Annotated in this window: 13 protein-coding genes; 6 read left to right on the forward strand and 7 right to left on the reverse strand. The window is 36.1% G+C overall.

Annotation, left to right across the window (positions count from 1 at the left end):
• Positions 1-100: 100 nt before the first annotated feature.
• From dnaA to ABXT51_RS00025, 5 genes are all read left to right on the forward strand, one after another.
• Positions 101-1,414, forward strand: a complete 1,314-nt coding sequence (gene dnaA, locus ABXT51_RS00005; protein ID WP_416695497.1) for a chromosomal replication initiator protein DnaA — start codon at positions 101-103, stop codon at positions 1,412-1,414.
• A 206-nt stretch (positions 1,415-1,620) separates the two neighbouring features.
• Entirely contained in the window at positions 1,621-2,724 is a 1,104-nt protein-coding gene (gene dnaN / locus ABXT51_RS00010; RefSeq protein WP_416695498.1) for a DNA polymerase III subunit beta, read from the forward strand.
• 13 nt (positions 2,725-2,737) lie between these two features.
• Entirely contained in the window at positions 2,738-3,823 is a 1,086-nt protein-coding gene (gene recF / locus ABXT51_RS00015; RefSeq protein ID WP_416695500.1) for a DNA replication/repair protein RecF, read from the forward strand.
• 99 nt (positions 3,824-3,922) lie between these two features.
• Entirely contained in the window at positions 3,923-6,310 is a 2,388-nt protein-coding gene (gene gyrB, locus ABXT51_RS00020) for a DNA topoisomerase (ATP-hydrolyzing) subunit B (protein ID WP_416695502.1), read from the forward strand.
• A gap of 112 nt (positions 6,311-6,422) precedes the next feature.
• On the forward strand, positions 6,423-7,283 hold the full coding sequence (locus ABXT51_RS00025) for a phosphoribulokinase (protein WP_416695504.1): 861 nt from the start codon (positions 6,423-6,425) through the stop codon (positions 7,281-7,283).
• Between the two features lie 24 nt (positions 7,284-7,307).
• Here the strand turns inward: ABXT51_RS00025 and leuS are convergent, their stop codons facing one another.
• The gene (gene leuS, locus ABXT51_RS00030) at positions 7,308-9,764 is read right to left on the reverse strand and encodes a leucine--tRNA ligase (RefSeq protein ID WP_416696317.1); all 2,457 of its coding nucleotides are present in this window, start codon (positions 9,762-9,764) and stop codon (positions 7,308-7,310) included.
• An 18-nt stretch (positions 9,765-9,782) separates the two neighbouring features.
• A complete protein-coding gene (locus ABXT51_RS00035; RefSeq protein WP_416695506.1) occupies positions 9,783-10,721 on the reverse strand; it encodes a dihydroorotate dehydrogenase in 939 nt (312 codons plus the stop codon).
• 50 nt (positions 10,722-10,771) lie between these two features.
• On the opposite strand from ABXT51_RS00035, the gene bioD reads away from it, so the two are divergent.
• Positions 10,772-11,413 (forward strand): dethiobiotin synthase, encoded by a 642-nt coding sequence (gene bioD, locus ABXT51_RS00040; protein WP_416695508.1) that lies wholly within the window; start codon positions 10,772-10,774, stop codon positions 11,411-11,413.
• On the opposite strand, the gene ABXT51_RS00045 is transcribed toward bioD, so the two are convergent.
• The 5 genes from ABXT51_RS00045 to petA all read right to left on the reverse strand — a co-directional run bounded on the left by ABXT51_RS00045 (position 11,405) and on the right by petA (position 15,019).
• The gene (locus ABXT51_RS00045) at positions 11,405-11,764 is read right to left on the reverse strand and encodes a ClpXP protease specificity-enhancing factor (RefSeq protein ID WP_416695510.1); all 360 of its coding nucleotides are present in this window, start codon (positions 11,762-11,764) and stop codon (positions 11,405-11,407) included. The genes bioD and ABXT51_RS00045 overlap by 9 nt on opposite strands.
• An 8-nt stretch (positions 11,765-11,772) precedes the next feature.
• Positions 11,773-12,405, reverse strand: coding sequence for a glutathione S-transferase N-terminal domain-containing protein (locus ABXT51_RS00050; protein WP_416695512.1), 633 nt, complete (start codon positions 12,403-12,405; stop codon positions 11,773-11,775).
• A gap of 77 nt (positions 12,406-12,482) precedes the next feature.
• Positions 12,483-13,166 (reverse strand): cytochrome c1, encoded by a 684-nt coding sequence (locus ABXT51_RS00055; RefSeq protein WP_416695514.1) that lies wholly within the window; start codon positions 13,164-13,166, stop codon positions 12,483-12,485.
• 3 nt (positions 13,167-13,169) lie between these two features.
• The gene (locus tag ABXT51_RS00060; protein WP_271541963.1) at positions 13,170-14,393 is read right to left on the reverse strand and encodes a cytochrome b N-terminal domain-containing protein; all 1,224 of its coding nucleotides are present in this window, start codon (positions 14,391-14,393) and stop codon (positions 13,170-13,172) included.
• 8 nt (positions 14,394-14,401) lie between these two features.
• Positions 14,402-15,019, reverse strand: a complete 618-nt coding sequence (gene petA, locus ABXT51_RS00065) for a ubiquinol-cytochrome c reductase iron-sulfur subunit (RefSeq protein WP_416695516.1) — start codon at positions 15,017-15,019, stop codon at positions 14,402-14,404.
• Positions 15,020-15,025: the final 6 nt, after the last annotated feature.

Below are 15,025 nucleotides of genomic sequence, written 5' to 3' on the forward strand. Positions count from 1 at the left end.
AGGCCTAAATATCAACCAAATCTAACAAAGGCTTTAATCTTCTTTAGGACTATTACAGGTATCATTAGTATATTATTTTCCAATTTTAACCTTTTTTCTTATGTCTCAAACTTGGGTCCAGTGCCTAGAATCGCTAAAAAATACACTGCCATTAGGTGAGTTCAGTGTATGGGTTAAACCCCTAAAGGCAGCAGAAAGAAACGAGACTCTTTACCTTTATGCGCCAAGTGCTTCTGCACTTAAATATATAAATAATCATAAAAATCTAGAGGCTGCAATTGTTCTCGCAGTATCAGAGTTTGATCGCAAACTAAAGGTTAGGTTTGGCGTTGTTGATTCTAGTAAAAAAATTGCTGGCCACACAAAGCACCATACAACTCCATTATTCCCAGAATATACTTTTGATAGTCTGGTTTTAGGAAGCGCTAATCAGGTTGCGGCTCTTGCGAGTAGACAGATTGCAGAGAAGATTGGAGCCTCTCCATACAATCCTTTTATTATTTATGGTGAGTCTGGTCTTGGAAAAACCCATTTAATGCAAGCTGCAGGGCATCTGGCGCTAGAAAAAAACCCGAATACAAAAATAATCTATGTTCCATTAATGGATTTTGTAAGAAACATTACAACCAGCCTTAGGCACAATACAATAGAAAATGTTAAGCTTTTTTATCAGTCAGCTGATTTATTATTGGTTGACGATATTCACTTAATAGCTGGCAAAGATAAATCACAAGAAGAGTTTTTTCATATTTTTAATTTTTTGTTTAGCACAAAAAAACAAATTATTTTTACATGTGACCAACCGCCTAAAAACATTAAAGATCTTGAAAATAGGCTTAAAACTCGTTTTTCGCAAGGGTTAAATTTACAGCTTTCGCCCCCAGAGTTAGAAATGAGGGCAGCTATCTTATTAAAGAAGTCTCAAAATCCTCAAATATCTCTTGATCTTAGTGAGGATGTTGCTCTTTTTATTGCAAGTCATGTTGTTTCGAATGTTAGAGACCTAGAAGGGGCGCTTCTTAAACTAAAGGCTTTTGTTGACTTTTCTCAAATAGATCATTCTTTTATAACCAAAGATGTTGTAGAGGGCGCACTAGGTGATCTAATTAAACCAAAAAAACTTATTATTGAAGTAAATGAAGTTCAAAAAACAGTTAGTAAGTTTTATGGGATAACAGTTTCTGACTTAATTTCAAATTCGCGAAAACAGCATTTAGTCAAAGCAAGACAAATGGCAATCTACTTATGTCACGAACTAACATCTTTATCGCTAGCAAAAATTGGTCAAAATTTTGGAAACAGGGACCACTCTACGGTTTTGTATTCCTGTGAAAAACTAAAAGGACTTATAAACACAAACGAAGAGATTAAAAACGATATTGAAAATATAACAATTAAAATTACTAACTTATAAACAAAAAATTATAAGTTGTGTTGTTGATAAGAAACAAAACATCTTATAATTAGAACAATAACTAACAATAGTGTAAAAACAAATCTGAAGATATTAACAAGATATACACCACTTATGCTGTTGATTTTAAATAAAAAAAAATAGAAATTAACAGAAAATAAGAACACTAATAATAATAATAATTAATTTATAAAGACATCCAGCCTATGAACACTGAATTAAGCGTTGAAGAATTAATTGAACCTTTACAAACTGTAATTGGGGTTGTTGAAAAAAAACAAACCCTCCCAATACTTTCGCATGTATTAATTCAATTGAAAGACAAAGTATTAACGCTTACGACAACAGATATGGAGCTTGAAATAAGTGCTTCAAATGAAATAAAAAGTGAAACAGAGGCGACATTCACAATATATGCAAAAGATTTAATAGATATTGTAAGAAAACTCCCAGAAAAAACAAAAATTAAATTTAAAATTGAAGAAAATAAAGTTTATCTAAATGCAAATAAGAATACATTTGAGTTAAATACATTCAATCATTTAGATTTTCCAGCGCTTCCTAAAACACAAAATACAAGCGTAATAAAAATAAAACAAGATGCACTAAAAGAACTAATAGAGAACACAAGTTTTTCTATGGGAAATCAAGATATTAGGGCCTATTTAAACGGACTGTTTTTTGAATTGAACAAAGACTCGTTAACTGTTGTAGCAACTGATGGACATAGACTCTCAATTGGTGAAGTAAAACAAAGCAATAATTTAGAAGATAAAAAGACAGTAATTCTTCCAAGAAAAGCAGTGTTAGAGTTAACCAAACTACTAAATAAAAGCACTCAAGATATGGCAGAAATTCATCTATCAGACAACTATTTCTCATTAGTAGATACAAATACGAAAATTATTAGTCGTTTAATTGATGGGAATTTTCCAAACTATAAGCAAGTTATGCCAACCGACTTCAGCAACACAATTGTTATAGATCGAGCAGATTTTCTCTCTAGCTTACAACAAGCATCAATTTTTGTTGACGAAAGAACAAAGGGTGTAAAACTGGTTTTTAGAGATGACAAGCTTAGTATATTTTCTCACTCAGAAAGAGGAAGGGCTGAAACACAAATAGAAGTTACAAAACAAGAAAAAGAACTTGAAATTGCTTTTAACATCCATTACTTAATCTCTGTTCTAGAAAAATTAAGCTCAAAAGAAGTAAATATGGTTATACCAGGTGGCGAAAATAAATCTTGTTTACTAAGCGCAATGGGTGATGAAAGCTATCAGTACATAATCATGCCAATGAGAATATAGCCAAGATTAATACATGGCAATAATTGAGAAACTGCATGTTGCAAGATTTAGAAATTTAAACGATCAGTATCTAGAGCCCAACAAAAATATAAACCTAATTCTTGGCAGTAACGGCCAAGGAAAAACTAACTTTATTGAGTCTATATATTATTTAGGACACAGTCGATCGTTTAAAACAAAAAATATTAAAGATGTAATTCCTTTTGAAAAAGACCTTATTCAAATAAATGCAATAATCGATGGTGAAAAGGTAACTTTAAGTAAATCTAAAAGTAAAAGCACCATTGTAATTGGTACTGAAAAAATTACCAGTAATAGCCTTTTAAGCCAACACCTACCAACACAAATTATTTCTCCTGATAGGGGGTTTATAGTTGGCGGAACACCAAAGCTAAAAAGATCTTATCTTGATTGGGGTGTTTTTCATGACAACAAAGAAGTATTAAAAACATATAAATCCTATAATAAAGCCCTAAAAAATATAAATGCAATACTAACAGGAAACAATCAAAATCAACTTGAAGAGTGGTTCTCAAAATTCGCCTTCTTATCTGTTGAGATTACTGAAGCTCGAATAAACTACATACAGAAACTGACACAAATACTTGAAGAGAGCCCCTTGCTGTCTCTTAAGAGTTTTGTTGATTCCACAAAAAGCCTAGAGTTTAAATTACAAACAGGCTGGGTAAAGGATGTTGATAGCCTTAACCAAAACGAAATTAAAAAGTATCTCCAAAACAATAAAAGTTCTTTTATAAAAACCAAACATTTGGGGTATGGTCCACACAGGGCCTCAATTGATTTCTATTTAAGTAAAAAAAATGAAGGCTTTCTTTCAAGGGGGGAGCAAAAGAAACTTTCAATTGTTTTTTGGATGCTTCAAGTACTTGTTTTAGCAAAAAACAGCTCTGACCCAGTCGTTCTGATTGACGATATTTCTTCGGAGCTAGACCAGGAAAAAATTAACTCAATACTTGATTTTTTGACAAACCTAAATATACAAATATTTATAACCGATATTGGAAATAAAGACCTTCCTTTAGACCCAAAAAAAACCAATATTTACCATATTAAGAATGGAGTTATTACTAGTGTTTAAACTGTAGTTTCTCTATTACAACATTGTGAGAAATGTTATATGATTTGTCGACAAAGTTACTGCCCGTGGTATAATAAATTCATTTTTTAAGGGCCATTTATGACTGAAGAATACCAAGCCTCCAATATTAAAGTTTTAAAGGGTTTAGACGCTGTTAGAAAGCGCCCTGGAATGTATATTGGTGATACAGACGATGGTACTGGTCTTCATCATATGGTGTTCGAAGTTGTTGATAATTCAATTGATGAGGCTCTAGCTGGCCACTGCTCAAAAATTGAGGTTGTAATACACGATGATAACTCAATATCTGTAACAGACGATGGTCGCGGAATACCAGTCGATATTCATCCTGAAGAAGGAATATCTGCAGCTGAAGTTATTATGACTGTACTTCATGCTGGCGGTAAGTTTGATGATAACTCATACAAGGTTTCTGGTGGTCTTCATGGAGTTGGTGTCTCTGTAGTAAACGCCCTCTCTGAAACACTAAAACTATCCATTCATAGGTCTGGTGAAAGCTATGAGCAGGACTATGTTCTAGGTGTTCCAGTTTCACCAATTAAAACCATAGGAAAATCAGATAAAACAGGCACAACAATTCACTTTAAGCCAAGTGTGGAGATTTTCACTGAAACAGTTTTTAAGTTTGAGACTTTGTCAAATAGATTACGTGAACTGTCTTTTTTAAATTCAGGTGTTCGTATTGAAATTCATGATGAGCGCACTGATCAAAAAGATATTTTTGTTTATGAGGGCGGTATTAAAGCCTTTGTAGAGCACTTAAACAAGTCTAAAAACCCAATTCATAACGACATTATTTCAATTTCTACAGAGAAAGACGACATTACTGTTGATGTAGCACTCCAATGGAGTGACTCCTACAATGAAAGTGTATATTGTTTTACTAATAACATTCCACAAAGAGATGGCGGGGCGCATCTTGCTGGCTTAAGAGCTGCATTAACACGAACGCTTAATAACTTCATAGATGCATCAGGGTTAGCAAAAAAAGAAAAAGCTGCTATTACTGGAGAAGATACTCGAGAGGGTTTGACTGCTATATTGTCAATTAAGGTTCCAGACCCTAAGTTTTCATCACAAACAAAAGATAAGTTAGTTTCATCTGAAGTTAGAGCGCCAGTTGAGTCTTCTGTAAGTGAGAAATTAAGTGAATATCTTCTTGAAAATCCTGCTGAAGCTAAAATTATTATTGGGAAAATTTTTGATGCCTCCAGGGCTCGCGACGCTGCTAGAAAAGCACGTGAAATGACTCGTCGTAAAGGCGCTTTAGATATAGCGGGACTTCCAGGAAAACTAAGCGACTGTCAAACTAAAGACCCTGCTGAATCAGAAATTTTCTTAGTAGAGGGCGATTCTGCAGGAGGATCAGCCAAACAAGGAAGGGATAGAAGAACACAAGCAATTCTACCCCTAAAAGGTAAAATTTTAAATGTAGAAAAAGCAAGATTCGAAAAAATTCTATCTTCTCAAGAGGTTGGAACACTGATTACTGCTTTGGGTTGTGGTATTGGTAAAGAAGAGTATGACCTTACAAAGCTTAGATATCACAAGATAGTTATTATGACAGACGCCGATGTTGATGGGGCCCACATTAGAACCCTACTTTTAACGTTCTTCTATCGCCACTACCCAGAGCTAATTGAGAATGGCTATTTATTTATTGCACAACCACCCCTTTATAAAATTAAAAAAGGCAAGCAAGAGCGATATCTTAAGGATGATATTGAGCTTAATGAATATCTTCAGCAAGAGGCAATCCATGATGCTAGTCTTTTTGTTAGTAAGGATGCTCCAGCTATTCAGGGAATGGCGCTTGAAAAGCTTGTTACTAAGTACTATAGTACAATTGGTACTATTGAAAAAGTTGGTAAAAAATATAATGAGCCTTTGTTAATGTCTATGTTGGGAATGCCAAAATTAGATTTATCTGACGAAAAAATATCAAAAGAATGGTGTGTTAAACTTCAAGAAAAAATGAACAACAATAGCTCGATGTCAGAGCAAAATATTTTAGAGTTTAAAAATAATAGCATCCTATACTCTTTGAAAACTTATGGAGTAGAAGTGACAAATATTTGTCTTGATGAGGGCTTTTTTAACTCAGCAGAGTATAAAAAAATTGAGGCATATTCAGATCAAGTTGAGAGTATGTTTGATAATGAGACATACATTCAAAAAGGGGCGAAAGAAATTAAAACACCTAATTTTTCTACTGCTCTGAATTTTTTACTTGTTGAAGCAAGAAAAGGACAGGGGTTTCAGAGATACAAGGGGCTAGGAGAGATGAACCCTGATCAGCTTTGGGACACTACGATGAACCCAGAGACAAGAGTAATGCTTCGAGTGAAAATTGAAGACGCTATAGCCTCTAATGATGTTTTTACAACATTAATGGGAGATGAAGTAGAGCCAAGAAGGAACTTCATTGAACAAAACGCCCTAAAAGTTGATAACTTAGATTTTTAATTAAGTAAAAACTTCCCCGTGATTTAAATTCAAGCGGTTATGAATTTATTTATTAATACCTTGACCTTGTTTGTAAGATAATAAATAGAATTTTCTTATAATGAAGTGGGCCATGTCAATAAAACATCCGGTAATTGCCATAACTGGGTCTTCTGGTGCTGGTACATCGACCGTTAAAAATGCGTTTAATCATATTTTCTCACGTGTTGGAGCAACTCCAGTAATTATTGAAGGTGATAGCTTTCATAAATTTGATCGTAAGCAAATGAAAAGCACCATGGAGGCTGAAGATAAAAAAGGAAATAAATACTTTAGTCATTTTGGTCCAGAGGCCAACCACTTTGATTTAATTGAAAGCACCTTTAGAGATTATGGTGAAAAAGGTTATTGCAAGCGCCGCTACTATATTCATTCTGACGAAGAAGGCATCCCTTTTGAAAAAAAAGCTGGGGAGTTTACTGATTGGGAGGAGGTAGGAAGGGATAGTGATTTGCTATTTTATGAAGGACTTCATGGTGGAGTTAAAGATGGAAATATAGATGTTGCAAAATTTGTTGATTTATTGATTGGTGTAGTGCCTGTAGTAAACTTAGAGTGGATCCAAAAAATTCATAGAGACAAGGAGCAAAGAGGCTATTCGGCTGAAGCAACAGTAGACACAATTCACAGAAGAATGTGGGACTATATTAATTATCTTACGCCTCAGTTTTCAAGAACACATATTAATTTTCAGCGTGTTCCAACAGTAGACACTTCAAACCCCTTTATTGCAAGAGACATACCAACCCAGGATGAAAGCTTTGTAGTTGTTAGGTTTCAAGATCATAAGTACTGTGACTTTGTTTATTTACAAGATATGGTTGCAGGTTCTTTTATGTCACGGCCAAATACCTTGGTTGTTCCTGGAGGTAAAATGGGCTTTGTAATGGAGCTAATATTAAGAGAGCAAATTGAAAAAATGTTAAATCGTTAATTCCATTCACAGTAACTATAATTTTTACTTAACAACTATGTTTATAAGTTTGTTTGGAACAACAATAACTTTAATTATTTCTTTGTTTTTTATATGTTTACAAACCCCTTCATCAGTAAAAGCTAACTCTTGGATTTTTTGATTGTCAGAGTTTAATGGGACCATCATTTTTGCTCTTAATTTTCCATTAACTTGGACTATGGTTTGTATATTGTCTTGAATAAGCGCAGATTCGTCAACAACTGGCCATTTAGCATCGACTACAGCATCTTTACCGCCTAATAAAAGCCAAAGATGATGACATAAATGGGGAATTACTGGACTAAGACACTTGACCATGATTTCAATCGATTCTTGCCTAACAGCGACTCCTTTTTCAGTTGTATCTGTAAATTTAGACAAAGTATTGTTGAGCTCCATCATGGTTGCAATGGCTGTATTAAATGAATGTCTTCTGCCTAAATCATCACCTACTTTTTTTAGCGCTAAATGTGTTCTTTTCCTAACTTCTTTTTGTCCATCATTTAGATCTTCAAGACTAACTTTTAAGGCTTTATTGTTTTTATTGGAATCTATAAACCCAGTAACAAGACGATAAAATTTGTTTACAAACCTATAAGCACCCTCAATTCCAGTATCTGACCACTCAAGATCTTGTGTTGGCGGCGCTGCAAAAAGTATAAAAAGTCTTGCCGTATCAGCCCCATACTTAGCAATCATTTCTTGAGGATCAACTGTATTTCCTTTTGATTTGCTCATTTTGGCGCCATCTTTCAAAACCATTCCTTGTGTAAGAAGATTTGTAAAAGGCTCACTTGCTTTAATTATTCCCTCATCACGCAATAGTTTTGTGAAAAAACGTGAGTATAAAAGGTGCAAGATCGCATGTTCAATTCCACCTATATATTGATCTACAGGAAGCCAATAGTTTGCACGCTCATCTAAAATAGCATTGCTTTGATCAACACATGTGTATCTTGCAAAGTACCAAGAAGACTCAAAAAAAGTATCAAAAGTGTCCGTTTCTCTTTCCGCCTTTCCGCCGCATTTAGGGCACAATACGCTATAAAAATTAGGCATCTTTTTTAATGGAGAGCCAACACCATCAAGCTCAACATTTTCAGGAAGCCTTACAGGCAGGTTTTCAAGGCTTTCTGCAACAGCTCCGCAAGAAGGACAATTAATTATTGGGATTGGGCAGCCCCAGTAACGCTGTCTTGAAACACCCCAATCCCTAAGACGATAATTAGTCTTAAGCTCTCCCATTTTCAGGTTTGAAAGTTTTTCACTGATTGCGCTAAACGCCTGATCAAAACCTAAGCCGTTAAACTCACCAGAGTTTATAAGAATTCCTTTATCAACGTATGCTGTCATGCTAGTATCCACTTTACCACTTTGGTTGGATATAACATTCACGATGGATATATTATATTTTTTTGCAAATTCATAGTCTCTTTGATCATGCGCAGGAACACTCATCACTGCACCTGTTCCATAGCCCATAAGAACAAAATTTGCTATCCAAATTGGAGTAGATTCGCCCGTTATTGGATGAATACAAGTCAATCCAGAATCAATGCCTTTTTTCTCCATAGTTTCAATAGCTGCTTCAGCCGTTTCCATTTTTTTGCACTCCTCAAGAAACACTTGAATTTCATTGCTACCCTTTCCAGCCTCAATAGCAAGAGGATGTTCTGCAGCAATTGCAAGATAAGTAACGCCTAATAAAGTATCGGGCCTTGTTGTATATACAGTGAGTGCTTCAGACCCATTAAGCTTAAATTTAATGTCAAGCCCAACAGATTTGCCAATCCAGTTTGTTTGCATCATTTTTACAGCATCTGGCCAGCCGTCGAGTTTTTGTATGTCCGCAAGAAGCTCTTCTGCATAGTCAGTTATTTTCATATACCACTGAGAAATCTCTTTCTTTTCAACAGGCGCTCCAGATCGCCAGCCACAACCTTCAACCACTTGCTCATTAGCCAAAACTGTTTGGTCTACAGGGTCCCAGTTTACGACTGCTTTTTTCTTATACACAAGACCCTTTTCAAATAGCTTTACAAAAAACCATTGTTCCCAGCGATAGTACTCTGGATGACAAGTTGCTAATTCTCTTGACCAGTCATAACCAAAACCCAACTCTACAAGCTGTTCTTTCATGTGCTTAATATTTTCATAAGTCCACCCAGCAGGAGGAACCTGGTTTTTTATAGCAGCGTTTTCAGCTGGAAGTCCAAATGCATCCCAGCCAATAGGCTGCATAACATTCTTTCCAAGCATTTTTTGGTATCTTGAAATTACGTCACCAATACTATAGTTTCGAACGTGACCCATATGAAGCCTTCCAGAAGGATAAGGCAGCATTGATAGGCAGAAATACTTTTCTTTAGTTTTGTCTTCAATCACAACAAAGGAGTTATTAGTGGCCCAATATTCTTGTGCTTCTTTTTCAATTAAAGCGGCGTTATATTCTTTTTGCATCATTAATTTTATAAGTTTTTAATTTAAACTAAGAGAGCCAACTAAAGATTGAACGTCTTTTAAGTTGTGTTCTATTAGATATTTACTAATCCCTTGGTTTATTTCTTGGCAAACAAGGGGGTCATAAAAGAGTGCAGTTCCAATACCAACTGTGTCTGCTCCAGCAATAATGAATTCAATCGCGTCATTAGCCGATACAATTCCCCCTTGACCAATTATAGGGATATTATATTTTTTACTAACCTGGTGAACCTGGTGAACTTTCAAAAGTGCAATCGGTTTTATAGCAGGACCAGACAGCCCTCCTTGATTATTTCCTATTACTGGCTTTTGTTTTTCAATATCAATAGCCATTCCCATGACTGTATTTATAACGGCAAGCCCATCACTTCCAGCGTCAATACACCTTAATGCATTGGAGGCAATGTCTGTTTGATTTGGAGATAGTTTTGTAATAATTGGTTTAGAAGTGTTTTTTCTGCAAATCTCAACAACTCTAAAAGACATCTCGGGGTCATTGCCAAAAGCAACACCGCCTTCTTTTACATTTGGACAGGAAATATTTATTTCGATAGCATCAATATCAGAGTCATCAAAGTGCTTTGCAATTTCACCATATTCTTCAACGGTTGATCCAGAAATATTAATAATGAACCTAGTTTCTTTTTTATCCAGACCTGGCATTATGTCATTTATGACAGCAGTTGTTCCTGGGTTTTGAAGGCCAATAGCATTGAGCATTCCGTTAGGGGTTTCAGCAATTCTATGAAGTTTGTTTCCAAGCCTTGGCCCAAGAGTAGTTCCTTTTAAGCAGACCGCACCGACATCGGAGTTAGAGAAGCCCTTGATTCGAGTGTACTCTTCACCAAACCCAACACACCCGGAAAGCAAAATGATTGGTGAGTTTAATGCCATCCCACAAAAACTTGTTTTAAGATTATTTTGCATTGTCGCCATTATACTTTTATGGCGACTTGGAGGTTGATAACTTCGTCTAAAATGTCGCTATGAATGGAGTTTTTATAACAGGCAGCAATACAGAGGTTGGCAAAACTACTGTAGCCATTGAAATTGTTAAGCATCTCAGCAAGGTAAGAGAAGTAAAGGTTCGAAAGCCTGTTGAAACAAACTGCGACCTTGTGGATGGAAGCTATATCCCAAAAGACGCTATTGCACTTAAAGAGGCTTGTAATACAAACGAGCCTATAAACATAGTTTGTTCTAATTGTTTTATTCTTGAAGCTAGCCCTGAAGAAGCTAGTACAAGCGCTGGAAAGACCCTAAGTTTAGATGACTTAGTGCATGCCTGTAACAACCAAGTGGAAGACAGTTTTGTCTTGGTAGAGGGGGCAGGCGGGATCTATTCCCCAATTGCAGAAAGATCCCTTAATTCTGACCTTGCTGTTTGTCTTCAGCTGCCAGTTATCATTATTGTTCGAGATGAGCTAGGCGCTGTTAGCCAAGGATTGCTGGCTATTGAGGCTGCAAAGAAAAATAATCTAAAAATTGTGTGTCTTGTGTTAAACGAAATTAAACCGAACACGCTTTCTAATAAAGAGTCTCTTGCTGCATACACAGATGTTCCAATACTTCCTTTTGCAAAAGGTAATATTGAATTTTTTAATTCTAAAATTGAAAGACTAATCTAATATAGTTAGATTTGGTTTCTGGTTTTCTTGATCAAGGGGATCGGCTTTGTTGTCAAAAAACATTCCCTCACCATTTTCTTTGGCATAAATAGATAATACCGAGTTGCACGGTACAATAATTTTTTCAGGCCTTCCATTAAATCTAGCCTTAAAGCTGATAGACTTGTTGGTTATTACTCGGCCTTCTGTTGCAGAAGAGGCAATGTTTAAAATAATTTTACCGTCACTTGCAAAGCCTTCAGGAATCGAAACACCTGTTTTTTCAGAGTTAACGAGTATATGAGGGGTAAAACTAGAGTCCTCTATCCAATCACAGTAAGCGCGGATTAAATAGGGGACTACACTTGACATAAGTTTTTTTAATTAAAGTCCTTTTCAGCAAAAGTTAGGCTTTCATGAAAGCCCTCTTTTTCAAAAAGCCTGTTTGCATATTCCATAATTGGTTTTGCTTTTTTACCGTCTAAAGATATGCCCAAAAGATTAAGACGCCATAGAATGGGGGCGATACAGACATCAACAAGGGTCATTGTTTCACTTTTAAAATAGGGCTTATGAGAGAATAAAGGCAGTAGCTCTATAAGATTTCCATGTAAAGTTTTTCTTGCAGCATCACTTTCCTTTTTGGCGCCATGTAGAATTTTATCAACAAGCTCGTACCAGCAGCCTTCTGATCTCGTGAAACGATAAATTAGAAGGCGTTTTTCCGCTTTTTCAATAGGATCAACTGGCAAAAGAGGAGGAAAGGGGAATCTTTCATCTAGGTATTCCATAATTACAGAGAGGTCATATAGAACCATTCCTCTATCAAAAAGTGTTGGAAGAGTTTCACAAGGATTGAGCTCTAAAACTTCTTCTGGCATTTCATCAAACTTAAGCTCTATAACCTCTCGCTCAATTAACTTGTGAGCCATAATAAATCGAACTGCATGTGACTCAAGCTCTTCAGAAGCAGCATAGAGGGTCGTTGAAGACGGATTAGGTTTAGATAGCATAGTTTTTGCACCAAATTAAAAAAAAATAGCCTTGCCTTTTAGAGCAAGGGATGTAAAGATAAAGATTGTATCAGAAATTAATCGCGCGGCCTCCATATGCCGTATTTAACATCTTTCCAGTACTCTCTCTTAAGCATATAGGCAAGAATAAATAGAATACTAAGGAACAGTAATACCCATTTACCTAGTTTTAGGCGGATTAGCTTTGCTGGCTCACCAACATAGTCTAAGAAATTTGTTATATCAAGAACGCTCTGGTCAAACCCTGCTTCAGATTGACTTTCTCTTAATGACCATAAGACATCTGGCATAGAAGCATTTACCAGAACTTTATTGTTTACCCCAAAAATTCTCTCCTCGTCATCATAAAAACTTCTGAGATAAGTATAAATCCAGTCAGTTCCTTTTGACCTTGAAACTAAAGAGAGATCTGGCGGAACGCCTCCAAACCATTTAGTTGCAGCACCTTCTGGCATAGCTGTAGTAATGGCTTGCCCTACTTTATTTCCAGCAAACATTAGATTTCTAGCAACATGCTCTTCGGTTAGGTTTAGGTCTTTAGCAATTCGATTGTAACGCATCAAGCTTATCTCATGACAACCTGAGCAATAATTCATAAAAAGTTTTGCGCCATTTTGTAAGGAGGCTTCGTCAAAAATATCAGTATCTGCATGATCTAAATGAACCTTACTAGCAGCAAAAATGTTTACGGAAAAAAGAAGAACAGATAAGCCAACTATTAATTTTAATTTAATATTCATATATTATCCAGTAACCCTTTCTGGAACCTCTTTGGTTTTTCCTAGAGTACTAAACCAGGGCATTAAGATAAAAAATGAAAAATACAAAGTCGTAAAAATACGAGCCAGTAAAACATATAAAGGGGTAACTGGTTGAACACCAAGCCAGCCTAGCATAATAAAGCTGACAACAAAAGTCCCAAGAATCCATTTATAGATTGGGCTTCGATAGCGTATTGATTTAACTGGACTTCGATCTAGCCAAGGAAGGAGGAAAAACACTCCAAGCGCTGCAAACATTCCTAATACTCCAGGAAATTGTGAGCCAAACAGTGGAGGAATTGCCCTTAATACTGAGTAATAGGGAGTTAAGTACCATAATGGCGCAATATGTTCAGGCGTTTTAAGTGGATTGGCCTCGATGAAATTCGGAGCCTCTAGAAAATACCCGTTTAGTGCTGGTGCATAAAAAACAACTGCACAAAATATCCATAAAAACCCAACAACAACAACACTATCTTTAATTGTGAAGTATGGATGAAAGGGGATTCCGTCTTTTGGAATACCATCCACATCTTTATTTTTTTTTATTTCAATTCCATCTGGATTGTTTGATCCAACGTGGTGAAGTGCAACAATATGCAAAAAAACAAGAACAACAAGAATAAGTGGAATGACAACAACATGCAATGAAAAGAAACGATTTAAAGTCGCATCACCAACAGCATAATCACCCAAAATCCAAACTAATAAATCTGGCCCTACAATCGGAACTGATCCAAAAAGTGAAATAATTACTTGAGCACCCCAAAACGACATTTGTCCCCAAGGCAAAACATAGCCCATGAAAGCTTCAGCTAATAAAAGAATATACAGCACCATGCCAAGTATCCATATCAATTCCCTCGGTCCCTTATAAGAGCCATATAAAAGGGCGCGCATCATATGAAGATAAATTATTACAAAAAAAGCAGAGGCCCCTGTTGAGTGCATATAGCGTATAAACCAGCCCCATTCAACGTCTCTCATAATATACTCAACGGAGGCAAAAGCATACTCTGCGTCAGGCTTATAGTGCATGGTTAAGAATATCCCAGTAACCAGCTGCATTAAAAGCATCACTACTGCTAAGCCACCAAAGAAATACCAAAAGTTAAAATTTCTGGGGGTGTAGTATTCTGCTAAATGTTCATTAATAACTTTAGATAATGGAAATCTTTGGTCTATCCAACTTTGTTTATTATTCATATTTTCTCTTATGTTTTTTGTTGGTCAACTCCAATACGAATCAATGAATCAGTGACGTATTGATACGGAGGGATTACTAGGTTAGTTGGGGCAGGCACACCTGCATAAACCCTTCCAGCAAGGTCAAACTTAGAGCCATGACATGGGCAATAAAAACCACCTTTCCAACTGTCTCCACCAAGATCAGCTGCACCAGGCTCTGGTCTATAGGTTGGAGAGCAGCCTAGGTGAGTGCAAACTCCAACGATAACAGCAACACTTTCTTTATTTTTGATGGCTCGAAAATTAGACGTTACATAATTTGGCTGTTGGTTTTTAGAGTTGCCTGTACCATCTGGATCATCAAGATTTTTAATTAGGTCTTCTGAGTCAAGAGACTCTAATGCTTTTTCATCACGTTTAAATATCCACACAGGTTTTTTACGCCATAAGACACGAACAAGCTGACCAGCCTCTAATTTAGAAATATCAACATCTATAGGGGCTCCTGCTGCTTTAGCTTTAGCCGACGGTTTCCATGTTGATAAAAAAGGCCATGCTGCAAAACCAACACCAACCGCACCAACTACACTAGTGGCTTTGGTTAAAAAACGTCTTTTCTTTAGGTCGATTGTTTGTTCGGACATAAAAAT

This window comes from Candidatus Pseudothioglobus sp. Uisw_050_01, from assembly GCF_048085775.1.
Lineage (GTDB): Bacteria > Pseudomonadota > Gammaproteobacteria > PS1 > Pseudothioglobaceae > Pseudothioglobus.

Bases quoted from the DNA above. Each gene is read 5' to 3' on its own strand.
- bioD (WP_416695508.1), top strand. From the start codon at position 10,772: ATGAATGGAGTTTTTATAACAGGCAGCAATACAGAGGTTGGCAAAACT.
- ABXT51_RS00050 (WP_416695512.1), bottom strand. From the start codon at position 12,405: ATGCTATCTAAACCTAATCCGTCTTCAACGACCCTCTATGCTGCTTCT.
- leuS (WP_416696317.1), bottom strand. From the start codon at position 9,764: ATGCAAAAAGAATATAACGCCGCTTTAATTGAAAAAGAAGCACAAGAA.
- ABXT51_RS00035 (WP_416695506.1), bottom strand. From the start codon at position 10,721: ATGGCGACAATGCAAAATAATCTTAAAACAAGTTTTTGTGGGATGGCA.
- ABXT51_RS00025 (WP_416695504.1), top strand. From the start codon at position 6,423: ATGTCAATAAAACATCCGGTAATTGCCATAACTGGGTCTTCTGGTGCT.
- dnaN (WP_416695498.1), top strand. From the start codon at position 1,621: ATGAACACTGAATTAAGCGTTGAAGAATTAATTGAACCTTTACAAACT.
- ABXT51_RS00060 (WP_271541963.1), bottom strand. From the start codon at position 14,393: ATGAATAATAAACAAAGTTGGATAGACCAAAGATTTCCATTATCTAAA.
- recF (WP_416695500.1), top strand. From the start codon at position 2,738: ATGGCAATAATTGAGAAACTGCATGTTGCAAGATTTAGAAATTTAAAC.
- ABXT51_RS00045 (WP_416695510.1), bottom strand. From the start codon at position 11,764: ATGTCAAGTGTAGTCCCCTATTTAATCCGCGCTTACTGTGATTGGATA.
- gyrB (WP_416695502.1), top strand. From the start codon at position 3,923: ATGACTGAAGAATACCAAGCCTCCAATATTAAAGTTTTAAAGGGTTTA.
- petA (WP_416695516.1), bottom strand. From the start codon at position 15,019: ATGTCCGAACAAACAATCGACCTAAAGAAAAGACGTTTTTTAACCAAA.
- ABXT51_RS00055 (WP_416695514.1), bottom strand. From the start codon at position 13,166: ATGAATATTAAATTAAAATTAATAGTTGGCTTATCTGTTCTTCTTTTT.
- dnaA (WP_416695497.1), top strand. From the start codon at position 101: ATGTCTCAAACTTGGGTCCAGTGCCTAGAATCGCTAAAAAATACACTG.